The 26242-nt window shown below is 69.2% G+C and carries 18 protein-coding genes; 11 read left to right on the top strand and 7 right to left on the bottom strand.

The genetic code is table 11. From position 1 onward, the window contains the following. Positions 1 to 11: 11 nt before the first annotated feature. The 3 genes from OZ403_RS25535 to OZ403_RS25525 form a co-directional block, all read right to left on the bottom strand. Positions 12 to 1475 (bottom strand): MDR family MFS transporter, encoded by a 1464-nt coding sequence (locus OZ403_RS25535; protein WP_140793714.1) that lies wholly within the window; start codon positions 1473 to 1475, stop codon positions 12 to 14. Positions 1476 to 1656: 181 nt separating this feature from the next. Further along, positions 1657 to 2223: a hypothetical protein gene (locus OZ403_RS25530; protein ID WP_140855927.1), complete on the bottom strand. Its 567-nt coding sequence runs from the start codon at positions 2221 to 2223 to the stop codon at positions 1657 to 1659. Between the two features lie 75 nt (positions 2224 to 2298). Further along, positions 2299 to 2733: a hypothetical protein gene (locus OZ403_RS25525; RefSeq protein WP_140793710.1), complete on the bottom strand. Its 435-nt coding sequence runs from the start codon at positions 2731 to 2733 to the stop codon at positions 2299 to 2301. Positions 2734 to 2898: 165 nt separating this feature from the next. Between OZ403_RS25525 and OZ403_RS25520 the strand changes: the two genes are divergently transcribed. From OZ403_RS25520 to OZ403_RS25505, 4 genes are all read left to right on the top strand, one after another. Beyond that, positions 2899 to 5553: an ATP-dependent Clp protease ATP-binding subunit gene (locus tag OZ403_RS25520; RefSeq protein WP_140793708.1), complete on the top strand. Its 2655-nt coding sequence runs from the start codon at positions 2899 to 2901 to the stop codon at positions 5551 to 5553. A 77-nt stretch (positions 5554 to 5630) separates the two neighbouring features. Further along, complete coding sequence (locus OZ403_RS25515) at positions 5631 to 6284, top strand: Isoquinoline 1-oxidoreductase subunit (RefSeq protein WP_174259328.1); 654 nt, start codon at positions 5631 to 5633, stop codon at positions 6282 to 6284. Beyond that, positions 6281 to 6742: a (2Fe-2S)-binding protein gene (locus tag OZ403_RS25510; RefSeq protein ID WP_140793704.1), complete on the top strand. Its 462-nt coding sequence runs from the start codon at positions 6281 to 6283 to the stop codon at positions 6740 to 6742. Before OZ403_RS25515 ends, OZ403_RS25510 begins: the two co-directional genes overlap by 4 nt. Positions 6743 to 6752: 10 nt before the next feature. Further along, positions 6753 to 9014, top strand: coding sequence for a xanthine dehydrogenase family protein molybdopterin-binding subunit (locus tag OZ403_RS25505; protein ID WP_268781998.1), 2262 nt, complete (start codon positions 6753 to 6755; stop codon positions 9012 to 9014). A gap of 75 nt (positions 9015 to 9089) precedes the next feature. Here the strand turns inward: OZ403_RS25505 and OZ403_RS25500 are convergent, their stop codons facing one another. Further along, on the bottom strand, positions 9090 to 10085 hold the full coding sequence (locus OZ403_RS25500; protein ID WP_268781997.1) for a hypothetical protein: 996 nt from the start codon (positions 10083 to 10085) through the stop codon (positions 9090 to 9092). A 207-nt stretch (positions 10086 to 10292) separates the two neighbouring features. Here OZ403_RS25500 and OZ403_RS25495 point away from each other — a divergent pair, with 207 nt between their 5' ends. Both OZ403_RS25495 and OZ403_RS25490 read left to right on the top strand, forming a co-directional pair. Beyond that, positions 10293 to 10793, top strand: coding sequence for a flavin reductase family protein (locus tag OZ403_RS25495; protein WP_140793698.1), 501 nt, complete (start codon positions 10293 to 10295; stop codon positions 10791 to 10793). Between the two features lie 25 nt (positions 10794 to 10818). Beyond that, positions 10819 to 11400 carry a superoxide dismutase gene (locus tag OZ403_RS25490; RefSeq protein ID WP_140793696.1) on the top strand — a complete coding sequence of 194 codons (582 nt, stop codon included), beginning with the start codon at positions 10819 to 10821 and terminating at the stop codon, positions 11398 to 11400. A gap of 55 nt (positions 11401 to 11455) precedes the next feature. Here OZ403_RS25490 and OZ403_RS25485 read toward each other — a convergent pair whose 3' ends face one another. Genes OZ403_RS25485 through OZ403_RS25475 form a run of 3 tightly spaced genes read right to left on the bottom strand, consistent with a single transcriptional unit; the run spans position 11456 to position 20550 of the window. Further along, positions 11456 to 13750, bottom strand: coding sequence for an AAA family ATPase (locus OZ403_RS25485; protein ID WP_268781996.1), 2295 nt, complete (start codon positions 13748 to 13750; stop codon positions 11456 to 11458). A 1-nt stretch (position 13751) separates the two neighbouring features. Further along, entirely contained in the window at positions 13752 to 17138 is a 3387-nt protein-coding gene (locus OZ403_RS25480) for an AAA family ATPase (protein ID WP_268781995.1), read from the bottom strand. A gap of 4 nt (positions 17139 to 17142) precedes the next feature. Further along, positions 17143 to 20550 carry an AAA family ATPase gene (locus OZ403_RS25475; protein WP_268781994.1) on the bottom strand — a complete coding sequence of 1136 codons (3408 nt, stop codon included), beginning with the start codon at positions 20548 to 20550 and terminating at the stop codon, positions 17143 to 17145. Between the two features lie 434 nt (positions 20551 to 20984). On the opposite strand from OZ403_RS25475, the gene OZ403_RS25470 reads away from it, so the two are divergent. The 5 genes from OZ403_RS25470 to OZ403_RS25450 all read left to right on the top strand — a co-directional run bounded on the left by OZ403_RS25470 (position 20985) and on the right by OZ403_RS25450 (position 26230). Further along, on the top strand, positions 20985 to 21995 hold the full coding sequence (locus OZ403_RS25470; RefSeq protein WP_328285551.1) for a sulfate ABC transporter substrate-binding protein: 1011 nt from the start codon (positions 20985 to 20987) through the stop codon (positions 21993 to 21995). Between the two features lie 12 nt (positions 21996 to 22007). Continuing rightward, entirely contained in the window at positions 22008 to 22850 is an 843-nt protein-coding gene (gene cysT, locus OZ403_RS25465; RefSeq protein WP_268781993.1) for a sulfate ABC transporter permease subunit CysT, read from the top strand. 5 nt (positions 22851 to 22855) lie between these two features. After that, complete coding sequence (gene cysW, locus OZ403_RS25460) at positions 22856 to 23704, top strand: sulfate ABC transporter permease subunit CysW (protein ID WP_140793686.1); 849 nt, start codon at positions 22856 to 22858, stop codon at positions 23702 to 23704. Then, a complete protein-coding gene (locus tag OZ403_RS25455) occupies positions 23701 to 24768 on the top strand; it encodes a sulfate/molybdate ABC transporter ATP-binding protein (protein ID WP_140793684.1) in 1068 nt (355 codons plus the stop codon). Before cysW ends, OZ403_RS25455 begins: the two co-directional genes overlap by 4 nt. A gap of 94 nt (positions 24769 to 24862) precedes the next feature. Next, positions 24863 to 26230, top strand: a complete 1368-nt coding sequence (locus OZ403_RS25450; RefSeq protein WP_268781992.1) for a glycoside hydrolase family 16 protein — start codon at positions 24863 to 24865, stop codon at positions 26228 to 26230. The last annotated feature ends 12 nt before the right edge of the window (positions 26231 to 26242 follow it).

Here is a 26242-nt window from a genome sequence, read left to right as displayed (position 1 = left end):
CCGCACGGACGTCAGTGCGGCGCCGCCACCTCGGTTGTGGACACCGTCGTGGTGCGCGACACCTTGGGGAAGAACAGCCCCGCGGTGAAGGCCGCCACGGTGAAGGCGCAAATCAGCCAGAAGTTGATGCTCAGCCCGGTGCCCAGCGCGCCGCTCAGCGTCGCCAGCAGGTCCGCAGGCAGGTCCTGACCATGGTCGGGGCTCATCAGGGCATTGGCGGCCGAAATCGGCACCGTCGGGTCCTTGAGGAGCTGCGACACCATGACGCCGCCCATCAGCCCCACGCCGATGGCGCCGCCAATGGTGCGGAAGAACATGTTGCTGGCGGTGGCCACGCCGCGCAGCTCCCAGCCCACGCTGGTCTGCACGGCGATGAGCAGCGCGGTGGACGCGAAGCCCATGCCGATGCCGAACAGGCCCATGGCCACCTCCGGCACCAGCTTGGGGGCCTGAGGCCCCAGGAGCAACGCCATCAGCGACGTGCCCACCACCGTCAAGCCCAGCCCGCCCACGATGAGCGGGCGGAAGCCCGTCTTGAGCAGCAGCTTCCCGGCCACGAGGGCCGCCAGCGGCCAGCCGACAATCATCGGCGTAATCATCCCGCCGGCCTCGGTGGGCGTGCCACCCAGGACGCCCTGGACGAAGAGCGGAACATAGGTGGTGGCCCCGAACATCGCCGCGGAGAAGAGCGCTCCCGCGATGGAGGAGATGACGATGGCCGGCACCTTGAAGATGGACATGGGGATGATGGGCTCGGCCGCCCTGCGCTCCACGGCGACGAAGGCCGCGAGCAGCACCGCCGCCACGGGCAGACCCCACAGATTCATGCCCACACCCTGCACGCCGACGAGCAGCGCCACCACCCAGCCGGTGAGCAGCGCGGCGCCCGCGTAGTCCAGCTTCTGGGGCTTCTGCTCCACGCGCTCATGGAAGTAGCTCATCAGCAGGACGAGGCAGCCCACGCCCACCGGGACGTTGATGAAGAAGACCCAGTGCCACGTGAGGTACTTCACGATGAAGCCACCGGTGATGGGCCCAATCAGGCCGGCGATGCCCCACACCGCGCTGAACGCGCCCTGGACCTTCGCGCGCTCCTCCAGTGTGTAGAGGTCCCCGATGATGGTGAGCGCCACCGGCTGCATTGCGCCCGCGCCCAGGCCCTGGAGCGTCCGGAAGCCGATCAACATGGCCATGGACGTGGACAGGCCACTGGCGATGGAGCCCACGAGGAACAGCACGATGCCGAACAGGAGCACGGGCTTGCGGCCGTAGAGGTCCGCCAGCTTCCCGTAGATGGGCACGGTGATGGTGGAGGACAGCATGTACGCGGTGAAGACCCACGCGTAGTGCTGGATGCCGCCCAGCTCGCCCACCACCGTGGGCATGGCCGTGGAAACGACAGTGGCTTCCAGGGCGGCCATGAAGAGGCTCAAGGCCAGAGCCAAGGTGGTGAGGGGACGATGAGTGGTTCGCATGAAGGCGCCGGCGCGGGAGAGGCCCTCCTTAACGGCTGCGGGCGGGTGTCGCCAGCACCAAGCGGCCTTGCGCCCCAGGTGGCCACTCAGCGTGCGGGCGCACACGGACTCTGAACGAACGAAGGGCCAACCCCCACATGCGTGGGAGCTGGCCCGGGGGGCTTCACCTGTCGATTCGGAATTACAGGCCGCGCATCAGCTGGGCCTGGGCGAAGGCCGCCATCTGCTGGGCGTTGAAGCGGCCCTCCGCGATGTCGCCCACTGCCTTGGCGCCCGTGCGGACCGTGTCCACCATGTCCGCCAGCTTGCCCACGGTGCCGGCCTTGCCGAACATGGAGGCCACGCCACCCAGCGGGCCGCCGGCGACCATGGACAGACCGTTGTCGATGAACTTGTCGACGAACGGCTTGGCGAGCTGGCCGATGCCGAAGGGCATCTTGTCCAGCAGTCCGCCAATCATGCTCTTGAGAGGGCCGGTGATGGCGCTCATCGCCTTGTCGACGAGGCCGGACACCTGGCTCAGCGCGCTGCCAATCTTGCCGGCGATGCCGCCGATGCTGTTCGCCAGGCCGCCTACCGCCTTGCCGATGCCGCCCAGCGCCTTGCCGATACCGCCCAGCGCGCCCGCGAGACCGCCCGCCGCCTTGCTCGCCGCGTTGGCCGCACCCGCAGCGGCGCTCCGGCCAGCATTGCTCGCGCCATTCGAGCCACGGCTACCGTTCGAACCACCTGCGCCGCCAACGGACATGGGGGGAAACCTTTATGAAAGGGGGTGAATGTAAGGATTGTCGGGGAGCGTGGGAGAAAGTTGCTTCAAATCCGCCTAAACGCGATCAGGCCCGCCCTTGGGCACGTGCTGGCGGAGCTTCTGGCTGGTCTCCTCGTCCACCTTCACGGGCTCCTGGCCTTCATCCCCACGCAGGGACGGCTTGCTGGCGTCGTCCTGCTTTCCTTCAAAACCACTGTAATAGGACTTGGGCGGGCCAATGCCCAGCTCACCATTGGCGGCGGCGATGAAGAAGTTGGCGACGTCCTGGGTGGACGGCGGGTTGTAGCCGGCGGCGCGCAGCTCCTCGTCCGGGGCGACGATGAGCGTCGGCTCCTTGTCCGGGTTCTGGGCGTAGTCGAGGACCAGTTCGACGTAGGCCTCCAGCTCCATATCCAGGGACTTCGCGATGCGCTGGGTGTCTGGGTCCGCGAGCAGCTCGGCGCGGACGTTCTCCACGGGGCGCTTCAGGCGGGGCTTCTGCTCGGACATGTCGGGGACTCCCGGAGGGCGTAGAAAGAACGACTCTCCCGGCAGGTTAGCGTCCCCTGCAACGAGGGGCCACCTTGGGCGCCCGGCCCTGCCCTGGGGCCGAGGTGCGGCACACCGGCCATCCCTAGCGTTGGAGCTGAACCGTCGTTCGGGGGACTCCAAACCATGGCCAATGTCTGCGACCTCTGCCACCAGCGCCCGGCGACCACCCGAGTCACTCGCGTCATGGGGAACCGGCGGACCACCGAGTCCTTGTGTGACGTCTGTAGCAGCCAGCGCTCGCGCTTCGGCCGCATGGGCTTGGGCACGTCGCTCTTCGACCAGTTCTTCAGTGACTTCGGAGAAGAGGACTTCGGGGGGCTGTCGCGTTCACTCCAGCAGCCGGTGGAGCGCTACGACATCACCGAGGCCTTCTCCGATGAGACGCGGCGCGTACTGGAAGCGGCCTTCGAGGCGGCGCGAAGCGCGGGTGCGGCTTCCATCGACACGGAGCACCTGCTGGTGGCGCTCGCGAAGGATCCGCTGGGCCGGACCGCGCTCAGCCGCATGAAGCTGGACCCGGCCCGCGTCGCCGAGCGCGCCGAGTCCGAGATGCGCCGTGGGAAGCGCCCCATGGAGCGTCCTGAGCTGTCGCCGCATGCGAAGCGCGCACTGGAACTCGCGTACCAGGAGGCCTACGAGCTGGGGCATTCCTATGTGGGGCCCGAGCACGTGCTGCTGGGGTTGCTCCACGAAGGCGAAGGCCTGGCGTCGGAGATTCTGCGCGAGCAAGGGGCCCAGCACGGCAAGGCACGCGCGGCCGTCGCGGAAGCGCTGGCACCTTCATCCGAGGCACGTCGGTCGCCCACGCCAACGCTGGACGAGTACTGCCGCGACCTCACGAGCCTGGCCTCGGAAGGGAAGCTGGACCCGGTGGTGGGGCGGGCCAACGAAATCGAGACCACGCTCGAAATCCTCTCGCGTCGCACCAAGAACAACCCCGTGCTCATCGGGGAGCCGGGCGTGGGCAAGACGGCCATCGTGGAGGGCATTGCCCAGCGCATCATCTCCGCCGCGGTCCCGGACACGTTGCGCGACAAGCGCGTGCTGCAACTGGACCTGTCCGGCCTGCTCGCGGGCAGCAAGTACCGCGGCGAGTTCGAGGAGCGGCTGAAGAAGGTCATGGACGAGGTGAAGGAGCACAGCGAGGAAATCGTCCTCTTCATCGACGAGATTCACACCATCGTCGGGGCGGGCGCGGCGGAGGGCGCCATGGATGCGGGCAACATGCTCAAGCCCTCCCTGGCGCGCGGCGAGCTGCACGTCATTGGCGCGACGACGCTGGACGAGTACCGCAAGCGCATCGAGAAGGACGCCGCGCTCGAACGCCGCTTCCAGCCCGTGGTCGTCCCGGAGCCGACGGCCGAGCAGGCCATCGAGATTCTGCGAGGCCTCAAGGACCGCTACGAGTCCCACCACCGCGTGCGCATCGCGGATGAGGCGCTGGTGGCGGCGGTGGAGCTGTCGGACCGCTACGTCACCGGGCGCTTCCTGCCGGACAAGGCCATCGACCTGGTGGACCAGGCTGCGGCCCGGGTGCGCTTGCGGCTCACGCTGCCGCCGGAGCGGCTGGTGAACGCCGAGCATGAGGTGGTGAAGGTGAAGCGCTCGCTCGACGAAGCGCGAGGCCGGAAGGCGGGGCCGCGCATCCAGGAGCTGGAGTCGAAGCTGAACGCCGCCGAGCGCGAGGTCCAGAGCGCGCAGAAGGAGCGCCGTACGCAGAAGTCCGGGGAGACGCCGGAGGTCCGCGCCGAGGACGTGGCGGAGGTGCTGTCGCGTATGACGGGCATCCCCGTGACGCAGATGACGGAGGACGAGCGCAAGAAGCTGCTGGAGCTGGAGTCGCGGCTGCACGAGCGCGTCATCGGACAGGACGAGGCCATCCGCGTGCTGTCACAGGCCATCCGGCGGGCGAGGGCGGGGCTCAAGGACGAGGCGCGTCCCATCGGCTCTTTCCTCTTCCTGGGCCCCACGGGCGTGGGCAAGACGGAGCTGGCGAAGACGCTGGCGGAGCTGCTCTTCGGTGACGAGAAGGCGCTCATCCGCTTCGACATGAGTGAGTACATGGAGAAGCACACCGTGAGCCGGCTGGTGGGCGCGCCGCCAGGTTACGTCGGCTACGAGGAGGGCGGGCAGCTCACGGAGGCCGTGCGGCGGCGGCCCTACAGCGTGCTCCTGTTCGACGAGGTGGAGAAGGCCCACCCCGACGTGTTCCACATGCTGCTCCAGGTGCTGGATGACGGGCGGCTCACGGACGCGCAGGGCACGGTGGTGAACTTCAAGAACACCGTCATCATCGGCACCAGCAATCTGGGCTCGCACCTCATCCAGGAATCCACCGCGCGGAAGGAACCGCAGGAGCGCATGCGGGAGCGCGTCATGGGCGTGCTCAAGGGGCACTTCCCGCCCGAGTTCCTCAACCGCATCGACGAGACGGTGGTCTTCGAGCCGCTCAACCGCGCGCAGTTGCGCGCCATCGTGGACTTGATGCTGGAGAAGACGCGCCGCCTGCTGCACGGCCAGGGCATCGCGCTGGAGGTGACGCCCGCGGCGCTGGAAGCGCTGGTGGACAAGGGATGGGACCCAACCTTCGGTGCGCGTCCGCTCCGGCGTGAAATCCAGCGCGCCATCGAGGCACCGCTCGCGGAGAAGCTCATCTCGGGCGACATCCATGAGAACAGCCGCGTGAGAGCGGACTTCAAGGATGGAAAATTCCGGTTTGACGAAGTGGAGGCCGCTGAGGCGGAAGGCGAGCCGGCTGAAGCGAGTGCCGTTCACTGAACCGTCACGTGTGGGGTCATCCTGGCCCCCGAACATTCGCCTTGTAGTTGGTACGGACATGCCGGAGCCTTGGCGTGATGCAGCCATCTCTTCCGGTCATGGCCTCGCTCTCCGCCCTCCTGCTGGCGGGAGGGTGCAAGCGGGAGCCCGATGCCGCGGCGGCGCAGGTTCCCGCGCTGCCCGAGGTTGCCCCCAACGTGCTGCGACCCGTGGAAGCCTTCGCGACCATCCTGGACCGGAAGGAGCGCTCCCGCGCGCTCTTCCTGGAGGCCAGCCGCGTCTTCTTCCACCCGCGGTGCGCGAACTGTCACCCGGCGGGTGACAGCCCGCTGCAAGGTGACGAAGGCCAGCTTCATGACCCGCCCGTGGTGCGCGGCCCCGACGACCAGGGCGCGGTGGGCATGGAGTGCACCAGCTGCCACCAGGACAAGAACCAGGACCTGGCCCGCGTGCCCGGCGCGCCGAAGTGGCATGTCGCTCCCATCGAGATGGCGTGGGTGGGCAAGAGCCCGCGCGAGGTGTGCGAGCAGCTCAAGGACACGAAGCGCAACGGCGGCAAGACGCCCGAGCAGATGATTGAACACAACGCCCACGACGAATTGGTGGCCTGGGGATGGAACCCGGGCTCGGGGCGTGAGCCCGCTCCGGGGACGCAGGCGCAGTTCGGCGCCATTGTCGCGGCCTGGGTGGAGACGGGCTCGGAGTGCCCGAGCGAGGAGGCACGGCCGTGACGGTTCGCGTTCGCATCAACGGTGAGGAGAAGGAGCTGGACGTCGACCCGGAGATGCCGCTGCTCTGGGCGGTGCGGGACGTGCTCGGGCTGACTGGCACGAAGTACGGCTGCGGTCAGGCGCTGTGTGGCTCGTGCACCGTCCACCTCGACGGGCAGCCTGTTCGCGCGTGCGTGACACCCATCCGCCGCGCGGAGGGGCACTCGGTGACGACCATCGAAGGGCTGTCGCCCGACGGCAACCACCCGCTGCAAAAGGCCTGGGTGGAGCTGGGCGTGCCGCAGTGTGGCTTCTGCCAGACGGGGCAGATCATGTGCGCGGCGGCGCTGCTGGCGAAGAAGCCGCGGCCATCCGACAAGGAGATCGACCAGTCGCTCGCCGGCAACCTCTGCCGGTGTGGGACGTACACGCGAATCCGCTCGGCCGTGAAGAAGGCCGCGGGAATGTCCGAGGAGTGACGAGGCCGCCATGACGAAGCTGCTCACGTTGATTGGCCGGCGCTCGTTCCTGGAAGGCCTGAATCTGTCCGTGGGAGGACTCGCCCTGGGTGTCTTCTCCGGTGGCCTGGCCGTGGCGGCCAGTGATTCCTCCACGGCGAAGAGCGCTCCGGGGTTGAACCCGAACGTATTCGTCCACGTGGCGCCGGACGGAGCGGTCACCATCGTCTGTGCCCGCTCGGAGATGGGGCAGGGCGTGCGCAGCTCGCTGCCAGTGCTCGTCGCCGATGAGATGGGCGCGGACATGGCGCGGGTGACGGTGGCCCAGGCCGACGGTGACAAGGTCTACGGCGACCAGAACACGGACGGCTCCAGCAGCGTGCGGGGCGTGTACGACGACATCCGCCGCATGGGCGCCACCGCTCGGGTGATGTTGGTGGCCGCCGCCGCCCGCCGCTGGAAGGTGAAGCCGGAGGCGTGTGAAGCCCGGGACCACGCGGTGTTCCTCCGTGACGGCAAGCGCTCGCTGGGCTTCGGCGAACTGGTGGCCGACGCGTCGAAGCTGCCCATTCCAAAAGAGAAGGACGTCAAGCTGCGGCCGAAGAGTGAGCTGCGGATGGCGGGCAAGCCCATGCCGCTGCTGGACGGCCCGGCCTATGTGACGGGAACCGCGGTGTTCGGCGCCGACATCCGCCTGCCGGGCATGCTCATCGCGGTGGTGGCGCGTCCGCCTGTCGTGGGCGGCAAGGTCGTTCGCTTTGACGCCACCCGCGCGCTCGCGGTGCCCGGTGTGAAGAAGGTCCTCGAGTTGCCCGCGCCGAAGCCTCCCTACACGTTCCAGTTCTGGGGCGGGGTCGCGGTGCTCGCGGAGAACACCTGGGCGGCGATGCGCGGGCGCGAGGCCCTGGACATCACCTGGGAGGATGGGCCGAACGCGTCCTATGACTCGACGACGTACCGGGAGCAGCTGACGGCGTCGATTCGCGAGCCGGGAACGGTGGCGCGCAACGTCGGTGACATCGACGCGGCGCTCGCTTCCGCCGCTCGCGTCGTCCAGGCCGAGTACCACGTCCCCCACCAGTCCCACGTGCCCATGGAGCCTCCCGTGGCCCTGGCGCGGGTGGAGAACGGGACGTGTGAGGTCTGGGCGCCCACGCAGCATCCGCAGGCGGCGCGCAGCGTGGCGGCGGCGACGGCGGAACTCCCGGAGGAGAAGGTCCAGGTCCACGTCACGTTCCTGGGCGGAGGCTTCGGCCGCAAGTCCAAGGCGGACTTCATCGCCGAGGTGGTGTGGCTTGCGAAGGAAGCGGGCGTTCCGGTGCGAGTGCAATGGACGCGCGAGGACGACGTCCGGCACGACTACTACCACTCCGTCAGCGCGCAGCAGCTCACCGCCGGGTTGGATGCGTCCGGCAAGGTCATCGCGTGGCGGCACCGCACGGCGTTCCCTCCCATTGCGTCCACCTTCGGGCAGGCGACGCGGCCCAGCCCGGCGGACCTCCAGCAGGGCGTGCTCGACCTGGCGCTCTCCGTGCCCAACGTCCGGGCGGAGACCTGCGAGGCGCCTCCGCACGTGCGCATCGGCTGGCTCCGGTCCGTCTACAACATCTTCCACGCCTTCTCCGTGAACGCGTTCGTGGACGAGCTGGCGCACATCCGTGGCGCGGACTCGCGCGAAATGCTCCTGGAGGTGCTGGGGCCGCCGCGCAAGGCGTCGCTCCAGGAGCTGGGCATCATCGCGCTCCGGAACTACGGCGCATCCGTGGAGGACCACCCCGTGGATGCGGGGCGCTTGCGCGGTGTCATCGAGCGCGTGACGGCGATGTCCGGCTGGGATGCGCGCAAGGCGAATGACCGGGCGCTGGGGCTCGCCGCGCACCGCAGCTTCCTCAGCTACGTGGCCGTGGTGGCCTCGGTGGTCAAGGATGACCAGGGGCGCATCCGCGTCGACGAGGCGTGGGTGTCGGTGGATGCCGGGACGATTCTCAATCCGGAACGCGTGCGCTCACAGATGGAGGGCTCGATCATCTTCGGCATGAGCATCGCGTTGCATGGCGCAGTCACCATGAAGGGCGGCGTGACGGAGCAGTCGAACTTCCGCGACCTCAAGCTGGTGCGCATCGGCGAGGCGCCGCGGAAGATTCATGTCGACATCGTCCCCAGTGAGCTGCCGTCCGGGGGCATTGGCGAGCCCGGCGTGCCTCCGGTGGCGCCCGCCATCATCAACGCCATCTTCGCGCTCACGGGAACGCGCATCCGCGAGCTGCCGGTGTCCCGCACGCTCGCCGTTTGAGTGCCACGGGGGCGCACTGCGCCCCCGCTTCGTCCCGTGCCCGGCGGTGGCGTTCCGGGCACGGAGACGGCGGCCTCAGATTTCGTGCGCGGTCTGCTCGTAGACGACGACCTTGTACGACTGGGGGAAGAGGATGACGTTCAGCGTCCGCCAGTTGTCTCCGTTGGGGCCGGTGGAGAACTCGCGGTAGTACCGCTTCACCTGCACGTTCTCCGTACCGTTGCCGTAGGTGGCGAGGATGGCCGGGTGCAGCGGGCGGAACTGCCAGTACATGGACGTCTCCAGTTGCGCGTACGTCAGCACGAGCGGCGCCGGGTCATTGCGATAGCCCCGGTACTGCCCCCTGGCCAGGATGGCCGCGGCCGCCGTGTCCAGCGTCGTCTCGCCAGAGTAGGTCCACGCGAAGTCGAACGCAGTCAGGTGCGAGATGTTGTCCTCGCGCACGATGTTGCCCGCGTCCAGCGCGGACTGGAGGCCGGCGGTGATGGGACTCTGGACCAGCGTGAGCGTATGGCCCGTCGGCGCGGGCTGCGGGTTGGGCAGGCACGCCCCGCCCACGCAGTCCACCTGGAGCCGGAACTGCTTGCCACCGCCGTTGATGAAGCCGACCACGGCCAGGTACTCGCCGTCCTGCGGCAGCGTCACCAGGCCCACCTTGCTGAGTTGCCCGTAACCAGAGTCGTCGTCTTGGGCCAGCACGGTGTCGCCGTAGCTACCGTTCGCATCCTTGGGGCCGTACAGGAACAGGCCGGTGTCCAGGTACATGGAGCTGCCCAGGTGTGAGACCTCGAGCTTGAGCTGCGAGCCCGCCTGCACCTGCACCCGGTATCCGTAGTAACCCGGCTGGGCTGACGCGCCGTCCTGCTGCGCGCCGCCCACCGCCACGGTGCCGACGTACAACATGCTGTCCGCGATGTTGCCGCTGGCCGGCACCGGTGGCGCGGAGATGAGGGACTGCGCGCGCTCGCTCAGCGCGTCCTCGGCGCCGGCGGCGTCAGGTGCTCCACCGCAGGCACTCAGCACGCCCAGCGGCATCATCCACAGCAGTGCTCCCTTCAGGCTCCGACGCATCGTTTCGACCTCATTGAGAAGGCGGAGGCGCGGGGGGGCCGCGTGCCTTCACTTCAGGTGTGGGTCGCCCGTATGCCACAGAGTCCTGTTGAACTCATGTAAACTATGTATTTATTGGTAATCCAGGTCCCTGCCATTGGAACAACATCCCGCCAATCCATTGGCAGGTGTGATGACAGGTGGGCGGAGCGCCTGTATCCAGGGGGCATGACGCAGAGCACGCCAGAAGGTGTGGACGCGCGCGGCTTCCGGGATGCGATGGCCCGGTGGGCCAGCGGCGTGGCCGTGGTGGCGATACGGGACGCCGAAGGCCTGCGGGCGACGACGGTGAGTTCCTTCAGCTCCCTGTCGCTGGAGCCGCCGCTGGTGGTGGTGGCGCTGACGGAGGCGTCCCGCACGTTGAAGCGGGTAGAGGCCTCCGGCGTCTTCACGCTCAGCATCCTGTCCGCCGCACAACGTTCCATCTCCGTGCGGTGCGCGAAGGGTGAGCTGGATGCGCGGCTCTTCGACGCCGACGCCTTCGTGCGGGACAGCCTGGTAGGGCTGTCATGCCAGGTCCATGGCCTGCACCGTCACGGTGACCACACGCTGATTGTCGGCCGCGTCACACGTCTTCATGAGGGACGTCCGCAGGAGCCCCTTCTTTATTGGGAGCGGGGCTATCGAACCGTGACCTCTCTGCCGCCGTCTGATAGCGATGGCGCCTGACCTCTCACACCGAAAGGAAACGACCATGCCGTTCACGTTGCCTGATCTGCCTTACAAGAAGGACGCCCTCGTACCGCACATGAGCGCGGAGACGCTCGAGTTCCACCACGACAAGCACCACGCCGCCTACGTCAACAACCTGAACAAGCTCCTGGACGGCAAGCCGGAGGCGAACAAGTCGTTGGAGGAGGTCATCCTCAGCAGCGACGGTGGCGTGTTCAACAACGCCGCGCAGGTGTGGAACCACACCTTCTTCTGGCAGTGCATGAAGCCCGCTGGCGGCGGCAAGCCGACGGGTGAGCTCGCGGCGGCCATCGACCGTGACTTCGGCTCCTTCGACAAGTTCAAGGAGGAGTTCTCCACCGCCGCGGCCACGCAGTTCGGCTCGGGCTGGGCCTGGCTGGTGCTGGAGGGCGGCAAGCTCAAGGTCACCAAGACGGGCAACGCGGACCTGCCGATGAAGCACGGCCAGAAGGCCCTGCTGACCATCGACGTGTGGGAGCACGCGTATTACATCGACTACCGGAACGCGCGTCCGAAGTTCATCGAGACGTTCCTGACGCACCTGGTGAACTGGGACTTCGTGGCCCAGAACTTCAAGGGCTAGGTCGCACCGTACGCCCACGCACGGCGTCCATTGCTGGCCTGGGCGGCTTCGGAGGTCATTCGAGGCCGCTCAACGCAATCCGCCCCTCAGCTCCCACGCGGAGCGCCACCAGGGGCGGAGCGCTGGTGGCCTGAGCCGCCAGCCACCGCGCCAGGGGCGCGACCACCTGCTGCTCCACGGCGCGCTTGAGAGGCCTGGCCCCATAGCGTGCGTCGAAGCCGGTGCGTGCCAGGTGCTTCACCACGTCCTCGCCGAAGGTCACCTTCACGCCCCGGCGGCTGAGCCCCTCGCGACAGAGGGCCGCCTCCAGCGCGCGCCGGGCGAGTGATTCGATGACGTCCTCCGTGAGCGCGCGGTAGGGCACCACCCGGTCCAGCCGGTTCAGCAGCTCGGGCCGGAAGAAGGCCGCCGCGGCCCCCAGGTAGTGCGCAGCGCGCTCCTGGACGCCGCGCTCCCCAAAGCCCAGCGAGCGCCCCGCGCTGTCCGCGCCCAGGTTGCTGGTGAGCAGCACCACGGTGTTGCGGAAGCTGACGGTGCGGCCCGTGGCGTCGGTGAGGCGCCCTTCGCCCAGCACCTGCAACAGCAGGTCATGGACGCCCGCGTCCGCTTTTTCGATTTCGTCCAGCAGCACCACGCCGAAGGGCTGCTCGCGGACGCGCCGCGCCAGGCTGCCTTGTTGGCCTCCCGCTTCTCCCACCAGCCGGGTCGCGCTGCCGGGCGCGGCGTACTCCGCCATGTCGAAGCGCGCCAGCCGGGCCACGTCGCCAAACAGGTACTCCGCTAGCGCGAGCGCCGACTCCGTCTTGCCCACGCCGGTGGGGCCCAGCAGCAGGAAGGCGCCCAGCGGACGCGAGGGGTCCGCCAGGCCCGTCTTCAGCGTGACGACCAGGTTGCGCAGGAGGAGGGTGGCCTCGTCCTGGCCCACTACGCGCTCGCGGAAGCGGCGGAGCAGGGCGTCCGGGTCCAACCGGATGGCGGAGTCCACCAGCTCGAGCGGATACCCGGTCCGGGTGCAGAAGGCGCGCGTCACCGAAGCCGCGTTCACTGCTCCGGCCGCGCCGGGCTCCGTGCTGGCGGCGCGCAGCAGGGACACTGCGCCTCCGGGCGAAGGGCCCGAGCCGAAGCGCTCCGTGAGTTCGCCAGCGCGGTCCAGCGCGTCGGGCGTGAAGCGCACCTTGCGAGCGCGGCCCACCCGATGCGAGGCCTGCTGAAGCGCGGTGCGTGCGGCCTGGGCCGAAAGGGGCGCCACGGCGATATGCCGGAGCGATTGCAGGAACGCGGCGTGGGTCCGCTCCGCGCGGGCCACGTCCTCGGGGGTTGCCTCCAGGACGAGTGAGACCTCGCCACTTTCCAACGCGGGCAGCAGTTGGCGCGCCACATCCAGCCCCGTGTCGCCGGCACCCAGGGACAGCAGCTCCGACAGGCTGTCGAGGTGCAGCACGGCCCGGCGAACACGCAAGGCCTCCACCATGTGCTTCACGCGCTCCTGCCACTGTCCCAGGTAGCGCATGCCCGCCATGATGCGGCCTCCGGAGGAGCTGAAGACCTCCAACCCGTGAAGCGGCGAACCCGTGGTGGCCGCCTCCGCGCGTTGCACGAGTTCATGGACCAGGGCCGTCTTGCCGACGGACGACGGGCCCACCAGGAGCACGCTGGCTCGGGTGCGCGAGGTGACGGCCTCCGCGAGCCGGGACACCTCCAGGTCCCGTTCCCAGGCGCGTTCCAGCAAACCCGCGCGTGCTTCCTCATTGAGACACCGGCTGGCTTCCGCGAGCCCCGGTGGTGGCGCCTGGCGCCGCTGCGGCTTCGCGGCATCGAGCGCGCGGGCACGCGGCGTGTCCCGGAAGCGGACCGGCACCGACAGCGTCTCTACCTGTTCCTCGCCCACGTAGGCCAGCGAGTGCAGCCGGTCGAGCGACGCGAGATAGAGCTCGTGGCGGACCATCTCCTCGACGAAGGGCTCCAGGTCCGTCGCATCGTGCAGCGTGCCCTTGACGTCCACGCGGGGCACCCACACGCGTAGGGCCTGGCGCGCCGGTGCTCCCTTGCGTGCGGTGCGGGTCTTCACCCCGTGCGTGAGCACGGTGAGGCGCAGGGGGACGGACAGCATCTTCCCGTGTTCGAGCGCGCGCACCGTCAGCGTCGTCTTCCGCTGGCGCAAATCGCTCCAGTGGGTCTCCTCGTCCCAGAGCTCTCCTCGCTTGAGGAGCCGCCCCACCACCGCCGCGATGTCGAGCCTCGCGGCGTGCAGCGTCGGCGCGAAGGCCGCCAGGTGCGGGTGGGTGAGGACGTGAGCCGCCACGCCCAGCCCGGGATAGGTGCGCACGAAGAGGTGGACGTTCTTTTCCATGTCAGTCGTGTCCCTGGCTGGGTTCCCGGAGCACCCTCGCGGCCCATGCGAGCGCCTCCCTGGGGCGGCGTCCGTTCGCGACGTGCGTGAGTTCGGTCGAGTCGTGGGGCCGTCCAGTCGTGACACCCTCGCGGCCACGCAGGATGACGTGGCTGGCCGCGCCCACTGACGCGGCGCCGCTCCGACGGGCTTCGCGTTCGCGGACGACTGCCTCATCCCATGCCGCCATCACGCGCGGCACGTCCTCGAGACTCCCCACGTCTTCGGACAGGTGCTCCAGGCGGACCAGGACCTGGCGCGGCCCATCGCCATGGACGAGGTCCACCAGCGCATAGCCTCGAAGGGGCGCCAGCACCTCACGCAGGCCGATGGCCGACATCCGCACGGCGACACGCCGAAGCACTAGGTCCTCGGACCGCTCGTCTCCGGAACGGAACCACTCGGTGCGCCCGTCGGCATGGACGGCTTCCAGGTACATCGCCGTCTCCCCGAGCGCGCTGGGGAGGGAGTGGGCCACGGTCCACACCGCGGATGGCGTCGCGTCGCCGAGCCCCTCCACCAACACCGTCACGACGTCCGTCCCCCGTGCCAGGTGCGTGAGCTGATGTTCGACCCAGGCGGTCTCGTCGCGAAGGGCCAACACGCGGGGCTGTGCGCGGCGGAGCTGTTCTTCGTTCGAGACGTGCAGCGGGCGCTCCTCATACGCAGGGCGCTGCCGCAGGCCCAGGTGGCCCACATGACTCGAGTGCGAAGTCAGCATCTGCTTCACGGTGGACTCAGGCGACGGCGCGTCCTGGAAGTCGCGCGGGACCAGCTCGTAGTCGCGGATGTCCGTGGCCTCGAGTGCCAGCCGATGCAGTCGCTCCGCCAGTTCTCCCGCCTCGGGCACCTCCTCCGTCGTCATCAACGCCTCCAGCCGCGAGCCGGTCTCCTCGATCAGGCGGGAAACCTCCGCCAGGCTCCATGCAGAGGCCGGCCGCTCGGGGGCCCACGCAGGCGCGTTGACCAGCAGCTCCACCGACACGCGCATGTCGTTGCCCTCCCGCAGCAGCTCCACGCGCGCCAGGTCGTCCGCGCTCCGCCGCACCAGGTGGTGAGCCAGGGGCAACGTGAGGCGCTTCTCCAGGGCGCGCTTGAGGGGGCGGGCTCCGAAGCGTGGGTCGTAGGCCTCCTCCACCAGCAGGTCCAGCAGGCGCGGCTCGACCTCCACCAGCACGTTGCCCTGCCGGATGCCATGGCGCGACAGCAGGCCTTCGAGCGCGTGGTCCACCACCACGCGCAGCGCGGCGGGCGTGAGCGGACGGAAGGGCACCACCCGGTCCAGCCGGTTGAAGAACTCCGGGCGGAACCAGGCACGCACGGCTGAGAGGTAGTGCGCCTCCGCGCTGTCCGCGGTGCGGTGGAAGCCGGTGTGGGTGGCGGCCTCGCGCACGCCGAGGTTGCTCGTGAGCACGACGACGGACTGCCGGGCATCCACCGTGCGTCCCGCTCCGTCCGTCAGCCGTCCCTCACCAAGGAACTGGAGGAGGGCGTCGAACACGCGGGGATGGGCCTTCTCTACCTCGTCGAACAGCACCACGCAGAAGGGCTGGGTGCGCAGCGCGGTGGTCAGCTCACCGTCAGGCGCGCCGGGCCGCCCGAGCAGCCGGGTGATGCTGGAGGACGTGACGAACTCCGACATGTCGAAGCGGATGAGCCGCTGCTCTCCGCCGAAGAGCGTCCGCGCGAGCGCCTTCGCCGTCTCCGTCTTTCCCACGCCCGTGGGACCCACGAAGAGGTAGGTGGCCAGGGGCTTGTCGGACGGCTGGAGTGCGGACTGCAACGTGAGGATGGCGTCCACCACGGCTTCCACGGCTTCGGGCTGGCCCGCCACCTGCCGCTGCATCTCCCACGTCAGCGCTTCGCGCTTCTTCGGCTGGGCGCTGCCCAGGATGAAGTCCGGTAGGCCCGTCTGCTCCCGCATCGCGTCGATGACGTCCCCCGACGAAAAGCGCCGGGTGCCTGAGGTGCTGACGCCCTGTCGGGCCATGACTCGGCGGAGCAGACGGACGGCCTTGCCCGGGAACGCCTCGTGCGACACGAAGCGCTCCTGCAAGGAGAGCAGGGTCTCCAGCGCCAGCGGCGAGAGCCGGACCGCGCTGTCCGTGCTTTCCGCCTCCAATTCTCGCACGGTGCCGAGGAGCGCGGGCAGCGTGGCACGCGCATCCAGTGCGGGGACGTGGATGACCCGGAAGAGCGAGGCGAGGGTTGGGGCTTCTTCCCGCACGCGCTCGAAGCGCTCGGGCGTGGACTCGGCGAGCACCGTGAGCTCGCCCCGGGCCATGTGGGGCTCCAGGAACTGCGCGACGTTGGTGCGCTCATTGCGCGTGCGGCCCGCGTAGACGAGCGAGGCCAGGTCGTCCACGTAGAGCAGGTCGCCGACCTCCATCAGCTCCTTCACCACGCCCCGCGCGCGGGCCTCCCACTGGCCCACGTACATCATGCCGGCGATGAACTGGTTGCCGTCCACGCGCCACATGTCACGGCGCACGCCCGCGGCGTCCTGCCGGGCGGTGAGCCGGCTCACCGCTTCGTGAATCAGCGCGGTCTTGCCCGCGCCAGGTGGCCCCACCAGCACCAGCGCGGAGCCTTCGCGGCCTTCGAGCGCCTCCACGAGCTCGCGAACCAGGGCCTCCCGGCCGAAGCAGCGCTCCAGCGTGCCGTCCCGGGCTCCGTGGCTCAAGTTGCGCGCCACGGCCCGGAGCTCCACCAAGGTGAGGCGGCGTCGGTTGCGGCGTTGCTCCCGCTGCTCGGGCGTTTCGGGCGCGGTGTCTTCCTTTTCCGGGTTCTTCGTCCGGCGGCGTCGCGCGGGCTGAGCCGGTCGCGGCGGCGTGCGTGGGAGGACGGAGGGAGCATAGGCATCCACCTCCAGGAGCTCCAGTTGCTCCCGGCCCTGGGTCCAGTGCGCGTCCAGGGAGTCCAGGTTGTGCTCCAGGCACCATGCCACCAGCCGTCGCGCGAGCGCCTGGGGCAGGTCCGCGGGCTGATTCAGCGCGAAGCGCGCGGCGGGGAGCCGGGTGGGGGTGACGACCCAGAAGGTGTCACGGGGCCACTTCTCCAGCAGCACGGACATGGTGCCCTGGAGGACGACGCGCCGGTTCTTCTCCCGGTCCCTCCCTTCCGCATCGACGGTGACGCGCTTCAGGGCGAAGTGGGGTGGGAGCTGATACTGCGCCACCTGGGAGGGCGACTCGCGCTCGAAGCGCTCCATGACGCCGAGCGCGAGTTCGTCTCGCAGCATGGAGAGGCTGGGCCCCGCCTTGTGTAGCGCTGGGAAGAAGGCGGGCACCCAGGCCTCGACGAGCCGGCCGCTGAGCGGGGCCACCACGAAGGGAAGCTTCAGGTCCATGTCGTCAGTCCTCGTCCCGGTTGTTGAAGACGCGCCACTGCATCCAGGGTTCCAGCAGGGGCTCCAGGTCAGGCCCCTCCAGACCGAAGCGCTGCTGCACCCCGGTGCGAAGGTCCGTCAGCATCCCCTGGCCGGAACCGCTGCCCGACAGGCGCACCTGGCGGACCTCGTTTTTCGGCAGCTGCTTCTGCAACGTCTCCCGCGAGGAGAGGTCGAACAGCGAGAGGGGCCGCGGCTCGAAGTACGCATGCACCATCGAAATCTGACTGCCTTCGATGAAGCGATGCAGGCCGTGCTCGCCAGCGAGCAGCAGAGCGTGGGGGCCGCCCTTGACCTGAATCGCATAGGCGACCGGCTGTACGACGAGCTTGTCGAAGTCCTCATCGTTGGCCCACCGCCATTGCGGCGGCGGAGGGGTGCGATGAGCCTTCTCGCCGGCCTTGCGCTCGGGGACGGCGAGCAGTCCTCGCCGCTTCTCCATGGACACTTTTTGGGCCCACCCCTCATAAGCCGTGGCGAGCATGCGTGCCTGCCTCCACGCGCCGCGACTTGGCACCAGGTAGAGGGTCGCGCCCTGTGACGGGGGAAAGAGGGAGGAGTAGATGCGTTGCCGGATGCGCGCGAAGGCCGCCTTCACCTGGCTTACCTCGCGGCTCAGGGAATCCACCTGATCCACGGTCCTGGACAGATGGGCCTCGAAGAGCAGGTCCTCGATGGCCTCCGCCTGCTGGGCGCACTCCCGAAGCGACTGTTCCAGCGCTCGCGCCTCCGATGACTTGCGCGAGTTTTCTTCGGCCAGGGCCCGCTCCTCCCAATACGCGGTGTGTCGGGAGACCTTGTCGAAGACGGCCAGGACGCGGCGCAGGGAGTGCATGGGCGCGCAGCGGCTCCAACGCTGGACCTCCGCGCGCACGGTGGCCGCTTCCTCGAGGATCCGCTCGATGGCCTCCCGGCCCCCGCCCTCGGCGGCGCCGCCCAGGGACTCGGCGCGCAGTTCGAGTCCCGTGGTGCCCGCGTCCACCGTGAGGCTCGCCGGCCCCATGCGGGGATGCGCCGCGAGCCAGTCCGCCACGGGGACCACCAGCTCGCGCTCCAGCGCGCGCTTCAAGGGACGGGCGCCATAGCGCGCGTCGAAGCCGCGCAGGGCCAGCCAGTCCTGGGCGGCGGGGGTGACCTCCAGCAGGGCATCGTGGAGTGAGAGGCCAGGACGGCGGCACACGGCTTCGAGTTCGCGGACCACCAGCCGGCGCAGCAGCGGGGCGGACAGCGGCGAGAAGACGACCACGTCGTCCATGCGGTTGAACATCTCCGGACGGAAGAAGCGCTGCACCTCGGAGAGGTAGTGCGCGCGCAGGGAGGCCATGTCCGGGGCACCGCCCGACGCATCGAAGCCCACGCGGGCGCGCAGGGTGTCCGCGCCCAGGTTGCTGGTGAGGATGATGAGGGCGTTGCGGAAGTCGGTGAAGCGCCCTGAGGTATCGGTGAGGCGGCCTTCGCCCAAGACGCCCAGCAGCGCATCGTGAACGGCGGGGTGGGCCTTCTCCACCTCGTCCAGCAGCACCACGCAGAAGGGCTGCCGGCGCACCTCCGAGGTGAGGTAGCCCGGCGTCTCCCCGTCTCCCATCAACCGCAGCAGGGCGTCCGGACCGGCGTACTCACCCATGTCCAGGCGGACCATGCGCTCCTTCGCACCGAAGAGCAGCTCCGCCAGCGCCTTGGACAGCTCCGTCTTGCCCACGCCGGTGGGGCCCACGAAGAGCAGCACCCCCAGCGGGCGCCGCACGTCGGACATGCCGGCCTTGAGGACGGATACCACCGACGCCGCGCGCTCCACGGCCGCGTCCTGGCCCATCACCCGCGAGGCCAGGAAGTCGCGCACGTGTGCGGACGCCAGCGGCTGGTCGTCCCGGAGCAGGTGCTCGGGGATGCCGGACTCCGAGGCGAACTGGCGGATGGCCTCCAGCCGGGTGACGGAGGAGCGCGAGGCTTGGGCACACGACGCCAGCAGCCGGCGCACGAAGGCCACGGTGTTGCCCACCTGGGCGCCGTAGGGCAGGAAGCGGCGGCACAGGAAGCGCGCCTCGTCGAGCGCGTCGGGCTGGACCTGCATCGCGGTGGCCGAGGCGTCATCCTCTGCCACCTTGGCGACAATGCGGCCGAGCGCGTCGGCCGTGGGCTCCGCGACGCGCACCACCGAGAAGAGCCGGGCGAAGCTGGTGTTGCGCTGCTCCACCTGGGCCCAGGTCTCCTCCGTGGCCTCGGCCACGACAGTCACATCACGCGCCGCGAGGAGTGGGAGCAGCAGCTGGGCCACGTTCTGGTCACTGTGGGCGCTCTTGCCCGCGTCGAGGAGCTCCACGGCATGGCCCAGGGACAGCAGGGCCCGGGCCTCCGTGGCCTCACGGAAGGCGCGCAGCACTTGCTGCTGCCAGTCTCCGAAGAAGCCCTCGCCCGCGATGAGCCGACTTCCGTCGAGGAAGTAGAACGGGCGGGCGCGCTCGGCCTCGGTGGCGGTGGGGGCGCGCAGCGACTGGGCGAGCGCGTGGAGCACCGACGTCTTGCCCACGCCCGAAGGCCCCACCAGGACCACGGGTTCGGCGTCCTTGGCCGCGAGCCGGGTCCGGAGCAGGGTGACCAGCGCATCCTGCTCGTAGGCCGCGTCGAGCTGCCCTTCCTGCGCGAGCCGGTGCCAGGCCACGCCGACGCTGTCCAGGGTGGGTGTGGGCGGCGGCTTCGCGGGCGGCTCACCCGGGCCCCGATGCGCGGTGCGGCGGCGTGGCTCCCAGCTATCCAGGTCCAGCGCCTCCGTGTCTTCGTCCTCGTCGTCGTCCCGCGCGTCGTCCTCCGGGTCGGCGGGCGCGTCCGGTGGGCGCGGCGGTGGACGGATGTCCCGGTGCAGCTCGCGAGGCGTGAGGTCCGACAGGGCCCCAGGGGTGGCCCGTACTTCGATTTCCAGCAGGGACTCGGTGCCATCGGGGCGCAGGGCAAGGCGCTCCGCGTCTGACATTCCCTCCAGTCGGTCTCCCAGCAACTCCTGGGCCTCGGCGGGGAGTGTCTTGCCCTGGAACCAGTGGTGGCTGTTGAGGCGTGGCGCGTGGAGGCCCAGGAAGGCATTGAGCGTGGGGGCCACCACGGCGGACAGCGTCAGCGGCGCGAAGTGATTCTCCTCGGCGCCCCAGACGGGAATCCCGGGCAGCTCCACCGTTTCGAGCGTCCCTCCGGTGGGGGCGATGAACTCCGGCACGCGCCGCGGGTGGACGCGGGAGAGTTGGTCATCCAGCGCGAGCGTCAGCTCCTCGGTGGCGGCCTCCAGCGAGTCCGCGTGCACCGCGAGACGGCGCAGCGCCAGCGGCGTGAGCGTCACCCGGCCGCTGACGTGCCGCTGCAACCAGCATTGAAATCGGAAGTTCATGGGTGAGGGCTCGGGTGAAAACGGTGCCGTGCGTGACGGCATGCGCCCTCGGGAGCTGACCGGACCCGCTCACGACGCGGGCCCGGCCTGACAGTCCGTCGGATTCGTCAGGGGTGAAGCGCCAGGGCACCGTCGCGGCGGGGTGGAAAAGAAGAGGGGAGTTCCTGGAGGACTCGGGCGGTCGCGTTGACAGCGCCGCGGGCACCGGGGCATCGTGTGGGGATTGATGACGCGCTCGACCCACCAGACGTGTTGCTGCTGTCCGGCATCCGCGGTGGGCGTCCGTCCGCCAGTGGCCTGAGTGCCCTGGCTGAGCTGTATCCGGAAAGCCCACTGCCCGCGAGGGAGTGGGCTTTTGACTTTCTCGCGTGGCCCCCTGCTTCACCCCGAGGTCCCGCATGGAACGTCTCGCGCTGTTGCGCGCCAGGAACTGGATGCCGTTGGCCCTGCTGCTGTCCGTGGCGGGCTGTTCGCGCTCCTCCGGTGATGCGCCACCCGACGGGATGGTGACGTTGCTCAACGTCTCCTATGACCCCACGCGGGAGCTCTACGAGGACCTCAACGCGGCCTTCGCGAAGCACTGGGCGGCCACGCGTGGCCAGCAGGTGTCCATCCAGCAGTCCCACGGGGGCTCCGGCAAGCAGGCCCGGTCCGTCATCGAAGGATTGCGGGCGGACGTGGTGACGCTGGCGCTCGCGTACGACGTGGACATGCTGCACGAGAAGGCGCGGCTCCTTCCGGCGGACTGGCAGGCACGGCTGCCCCACAACAGCGCGCCGTATACGTCCACCATCGTCTTCGTGGTGCGCCAGGGCAATCCAAAGGCCATCCGTGACTGGGACGACCTGGTGCGCGAGGACGTCACTGTCATCACCCCGAACCCGAAGACGTCGGGCGGCGCGCGGTGGAACTACCTGGCCGCGTGGGGACAGGCGCTGAGAGGCGAGGGCGGTAGCGAGGCCCGGGCCCAGGCGTACGTGGAGAAGCTGTTCCGCAACGTGCCGGTGCTCGACTCGGGCGCGAGGGGCGCCACCACCACCTTCGCCGAGCGGGGCCTGGGGGACGTGCTCCTCGCATGGGAGAACGAGGCCTTCCTCCTCACCCGCGAGGTGGGGCAGGCGCGTTTCGAGGTCGTCATTCCCTCGGTGAGCATCCTCGCCGAGCCGCCCGTTGCCGTGGTGGACCACAACGTGGACCGCAAGGGCACCCGGGCCGTGGCGGAGGCCTACCTGGCGTACCTCTATTCGGACGAGGGCCAGGAGACCGCGGCGCGGCACCACTTCCGGCCGCGCTCGGAGGTCGTGGCCGCGAGGCATGCGTCCGACTTCCCCGGCCTGAAGCGCCTCACGCTGGCGGAAGTCGCGGGCGACTGGCGGCGGGCGCAGGCCACGCACTTCGCCGACGGCGGCCTCTTCGACCGCATCTACGCGCCCCGCGCGGACTGAGGACACCCCGCCATGTCCCGTCCTACTCGCCACCGGGTGCTCCCGGGGTTCCGCCTGTCGCTGGGCTTCAGTTGGTTCTACCTGGGCCTCATCGTCCTCATTCCGCTCTCCAGCCTCTTCCTGCGGACCTTCTCCCTGAGCTGGGAGGAGTTCTGGGGCACCGTGACGACGCCGCGCGCGCTCGCCGCGTACCGGCTCAGCTTCGGGGCCTCGCTGGCCGCCGCGCTCGCCAACGTCGTCTTCGGCCTGCTGGTGGCCTGGGTGCTGGTGCGCTACCGCTTCCCCGGCCACGACGTGTTGGAGTCCCTGGTGGACCTGCCCTTCGCGCTGCCCACCGCCGTGGCCGGGCTCACGCTCACGACGTTGTTCTCCTCGAAGGGGTGGTACGGCCAGTACCTCGAAGCGCTGGGCCTCAAGGTGGCCTACACGTCGGTGGGCGTGGCCATCGCGCTGACGTTCATCGGGTTGCCCTTCGTGGTGCGCACCGTGCAACCCGTGCTGGAGGACATTGACGTGGACGTGGAGGAGGCCGCGGCCACGTTGGGCGCCTCTCCGTGGCAGACCTTCCGGCGCGTCCTCTTTCCCGCGCTCTTCCCCGCGCTGCTCAGCGGCTTCACGCTGGCCTTCGCCCGCGCGCTGGGTGAGTACGGCTCCGTCGTCTTCATCTCCGGCAACATGCCGCTGCGCACGGAGATTGTCCCGCTGCTCATCATCACCCGGCTGGAGCAGTACGACTACGCGGGGGCGACGGCCATCGCCATCGTCATGCTGGGGGCGTCGTTCTCTCTGCTGCTGGCCGTCAACCTGCTCCATCGCTGGAGCCAGCGTCGGCTGGAAGCCCGGCCGGGAGCGTGAGCGCCATGCATCCGTCCACCCTTGTCTTGCGCCGAAGCGCGCGCAGCCTGAGCGGCCCGGCATTCGTCCGTTGGGGGCTCATCGGCGCGGCGGTGCTGCTGCTGGGCGTCTTCCTCATCGTCCCGTTGGTGGCCGTCTTCACCTTCGCCTTCCAGAAGGGCTGGGAGGCCTACGTCTCCGCCCTGACGCACCCGACGGCGCTGGCGGCCATGCGGCTGACGCTGCTGGCCGCGCTCATCGCCGTGCCCTTCAACCTCGTCTTCGGCCTGGCCGCGTCGTGGCTCATCGCGCGGTTCCAGTTTCGGGGACGCTCGTTGTTGATGACGCTCATCGACCTGCCCTTCAGCGTGTCGCCCGTCATCGCGGGGCTCATCTTCGTGCTGCTCTTCGGCCGGCAGGGCTGGCTGGGGCCGTGGCTTCTGGACCACGACGTGCGCGTCATCTTCGCCGTGCCCGGCATCGTCCTGGCCACGGTGTTCGTCACCTTCCCCTTCGTCGCGCGCGAGGTCCTACCCGTGATGGAGGCCCAGGGCAGCGACGAGGAAGAGGCGGCGCTGACGCTGGGCGCGAGCGGCTGGCGCACCTTCCTGACTGTCACGTTGCCGAAGGTGAAGTGGGGCGTGCTGTACGGCGTCATCCTTTGCAACGCGCGAGCAATGGGGGAGTTCGGCGCCGTGTCCGTAGTGTCCGGCCACGTGCGTGGAGTGACGACGACGCTGCCGCTGCACGCGGAGATTCTCTACAACGAGTACGACCTGGCCGGCGCGTTCGCCGTGGCGTCGCTGCTGACGCTGCTCGCGCTCGTGACGTTGGTGGTGAAGAAGTTCGTGGAGTGGAGGAGTCCGCCGTCATGAGCATCGTCGTCGAGCAGCTCGCCCGCCGGTTCAATCGGAATGGCAGTCCCGCCGTGTCCAGGGTGTCCTTCCAGGCCCCCGAGGGTGCCATCACCTCGTTGCTGGGGCCGTCCGGCGCGGGCAAGTCCACGTTGCTGCGGCTCATCGCCGGGCTGGAGATTCCCGACGAAGGCCGTGTCCTCATCGACGGCGTGGACTGCACGCAGATGCCCGTGCAGCAGCGTGGCGTGGGGGTGGTCTTCCAGAGCTACGCGCTCTTCAAGCACCTCACGGTCCGGCAGAACGTGGCCTTTGGCCTGGAGGTCCGGCGCGTCCCCAAGGCGGAGCGCGAGGCCCGTGTGGAGGAGATGCTCCGCATGGTGCAACTGGAGCACCTGGGCGGCCGGTATCCCGGCCAGCTCTCCGGCGGGCAGCGACAGCGCGTGGCCTTCGCGCGCGCCCTGGCCATCCGTCCTCGCGTGCTGCTGTTGGACGAGCCCTTCGGCGCGCTGGACACGCGGGTGCGCGAGGAGCTCCGGGAATGGCTCCATGCCCTGCACGAGCGCACGCGGCTGACGACGCTGTTGGTGACGCACGACCAGCAGGAGGCCCTGGAGATTTCCCAGCACGTGGTGGTGCTGAGCGAGGGGCGCGTTGCCCAGGCGGGCTCTCCCGCGGACATCTACGACCGGCCCGCGTCTCCCTTCGTCGCCTCGTTCATCGGAGGCGCCAGTGTGCTGCGTGGCCATGTCCAGGCGGGCAGGGCGGCCATGGGGGCGCTGTCCATGGCGGCTCCCGCCGCCGCGCGCGAGGGCGAACCGGTGCAGGCCTTTGTCCGTCCGCATGACATCAAACTGGCGAAGGCGCTCGCGGGCGCGTCGAGCGCATCCACCGCCACCGGCCGCGTCGAGCGGCTCAAACCGGTGGGAGGCTACGTGAAGGTGTTCCTCCGTCTACCGAGCGGGGACGAAGTCACGGTGGAGGTGCCGCGCTCGGAGTTCGACGCGCTGGGCGTAGCGGAGGGGGACTCCGTGCGCGCCGATGTCCGGTCCGCCACCGTCTTCGTGGGGGACTACTCTATTTAGGTGGAATGTCTGGAAAATCTAATATTTCAGCTAAAGCAGTTTGCGCGACGGAGGCGGGCGGCTATGTCCCAGGGGGAACCCCCTGGAGCGAGACATGCACAAACGACACGCATTGCGTTCGATGTTGTGGGCCGCGAGCAGCCTGGCGTTGGTTGGTGGCTGTTCCCCGGAGCCGGAGCTGTCCGACGCGGAGGCCCTTCCCCTGGTGACGCAGGAGCAGGGTGAGCGGGCCTATGACCCAGGGGCGGGCTGGAACCTGGTGTGGCAGGACGACTTCACGGGCAGCAGCCTCAACTCCGCCAACTGGACGGTGCTGACGAGCAACTTCGACCCCGTCACCAACAACTGCAACTTCGGCACGGGTGAGCTGGAGTACCCCCGCGCGCAGAACGTCACCGTCGCTGGCGGCAAACTCATCCTCACCGCGCAGCGAACGGCGGATGCGCCCTTTGACTCGCGCTGCGCGGGCTACGGGCCGCGTTCGTATTACTCGGGCCGTATCCACTCGAAGGGCAAGGTGGAGCGCCGCTACGGCAAGCTGGTGGCGAGCATCAAGGTGCCGTCCGGCTATGGCATGTGGCCCGCGTTCTGGACGCTGGGCGCGAACATCTCCAACGTCGGGTGGCCTCGAAGCGGCGAAATCGACATTCTCGAGTGGCACTCCAACGAGGCCTCGTGGATGAAGTCCGCCGCGCACTGGTTCGCCAATGGCGGGCAGCAGAGCTGGGGCACGGGCGCCAACCGCGGCTACAGCATCGCGGACAGCTTCCACACCTACGAGGTGGAGTGGACGGCGAACCGGATGATCTTCCGCCTGGATGGCCAGATTCAGGGGAACGTCTTCAACCACAACGAGCCCGCCTTCCAGCAGAACCACTACATCCTCCTCAACCTCGCCCTGGGCGGGAACTGGTACGGCCACCCGCACCCAGACGCCATTGGGCTGCCCTGGGGGCAGACGAAGACGATGGAGGTGGAGTGGGTGCGCTGGTACCAGGCGGGGAGCACGCCGCCGCCCGCGTCCGTCACCAACGCCAGCTTCGAGAACGATATGACGGGCTGGGCCACCTGGAGCCCCAACGGCACCGAGGCCGCGGACTTCAGCGAGACGTACAACGGGGGCCGCACCGGCGCCTACCACCTGACGCACTGGACGAACGGCACGCCCTTCGAGGTCTGGACGTACCAGCCGGTGTCGGGGCTCGCGTCGGGCACGTACAAGATCCGCGCGTGGGTGCGAAAGAGCGGCACGTTCGACTTGTCGCGCCTCCAGGCCAAGACGTGTGGCGAATGCGCGCCTGTGTCCACCAACCTGGGGGACTATGGCGCATGGACGATGGTGGAGACGCCGCCCATCTCCGTGACGGGAGGCTATCTGGAGCTGGGCTTCCACACCCGCGCCACGGCGGGCAACTCCGCCAACTTCATCCACATGGATGACGTGGAGCTCATCCGCCTCTAGGCGCGGCGTGAG

This window comes from Myxococcus sp. NMCA1 (assembly GCF_026810205.1).
Taxonomy (GTDB): domain Bacteria; phylum Myxococcota; class Myxococcia; order Myxococcales; family Myxococcaceae; genus Myxococcus; species Myxococcus xanthus_A.
The sequence above is the reverse complement of the archived record's forward strand: the minus strand, read 5'-3'. Positions and strand labels throughout refer to the sequence as shown.

Excerpts from the sequence above, each read along its gene's own strand:
- OZ403_RS25475 (WP_268781994.1), bottom strand. The coding sequence starts at position 20,550 with ATGAACTTCCGATTTCAATGCTGGTTGCAGCGGCACGTCAGCGGCCGG.
- OZ403_RS25520 (WP_140793708.1), top strand. The coding sequence starts at position 2,899 with ATGGCCAATGTCTGCGACCTCTGCCACCAGCGCCCGGCGACCACCCGA.
- OZ403_RS25515 (WP_174259328.1), top strand. The coding sequence starts at position 5,631 with ATGCAGCCATCTCTTCCGGTCATGGCCTCGCTCTCCGCCCTCCTGCTG.
- OZ403_RS25450 (WP_268781992.1), top strand. The coding sequence starts at position 24,863 with ATGCACAAACGACACGCATTGCGTTCGATGTTGTGGGCCGCGAGCAGC.
- cysW (WP_140793686.1), top strand. The coding sequence starts at position 22,856 with ATGCATCCGTCCACCCTTGTCTTGCGCCGAAGCGCGCGCAGCCTGAGC.
- OZ403_RS25535 (WP_140793714.1), bottom strand. The coding sequence starts at position 1,475 with ATGCGAACCACTCATCGTCCCCTCACCACCTTGGCTCTGGCCTTGAGC.
- OZ403_RS25480 (WP_268781995.1), bottom strand. The coding sequence starts at position 17,138 with ATGGACCTGAAGCTTCCCTTCGTGGTGGCCCCGCTCAGCGGCCGGCTC.
- OZ403_RS25500 (WP_268781997.1), bottom strand. The coding sequence starts at position 10,085 with ATGCGTCGGAGCCTGAAGGGAGCACTGCTGTGGATGATGCCGCTGGGC.
- OZ403_RS25485 (WP_268781996.1), bottom strand. The coding sequence starts at position 13,750 with ATGGAAAAGAACGTCCACCTCTTCGTGCGCACCTATCCCGGGCTGGGC.
- OZ403_RS25505 (WP_268781998.1), top strand. The coding sequence starts at position 6,753 with ATGACGAAGCTGCTCACGTTGATTGGCCGGCGCTCGTTCCTGGAAGGC.
- OZ403_RS25470 (WP_328285551.1), top strand. The coding sequence starts at position 20,985 with ATGCCGTTGGCCCTGCTGCTGTCCGTGGCGGGCTGTTCGCGCTCCTCC.
- OZ403_RS25455 (WP_140793684.1), top strand. The coding sequence starts at position 23,701 with ATGAGCATCGTCGTCGAGCAGCTCGCCCGCCGGTTCAATCGGAATGGC.
- OZ403_RS25530 (WP_140855927.1), bottom strand. The coding sequence starts at position 2,223 with ATGTCCGTTGGCGGCGCAGGTGGTTCGAACGGTAGCCGTGGCTCGAAT.
- OZ403_RS25495 (WP_140793698.1), top strand. The coding sequence starts at position 10,293 with ATGACGCAGAGCACGCCAGAAGGTGTGGACGCGCGCGGCTTCCGGGAT.
- OZ403_RS25490 (WP_140793696.1), top strand. The coding sequence starts at position 10,819 with ATGCCGTTCACGTTGCCTGATCTGCCTTACAAGAAGGACGCCCTCGTA.
- OZ403_RS25525 (WP_140793710.1), bottom strand. The coding sequence starts at position 2,733 with ATGTCCGAGCAGAAGCCCCGCCTGAAGCGCCCCGTGGAGAACGTCCGC.
- cysT (WP_268781993.1), top strand. The coding sequence starts at position 22,008 with ATGTCCCGTCCTACTCGCCACCGGGTGCTCCCGGGGTTCCGCCTGTCG.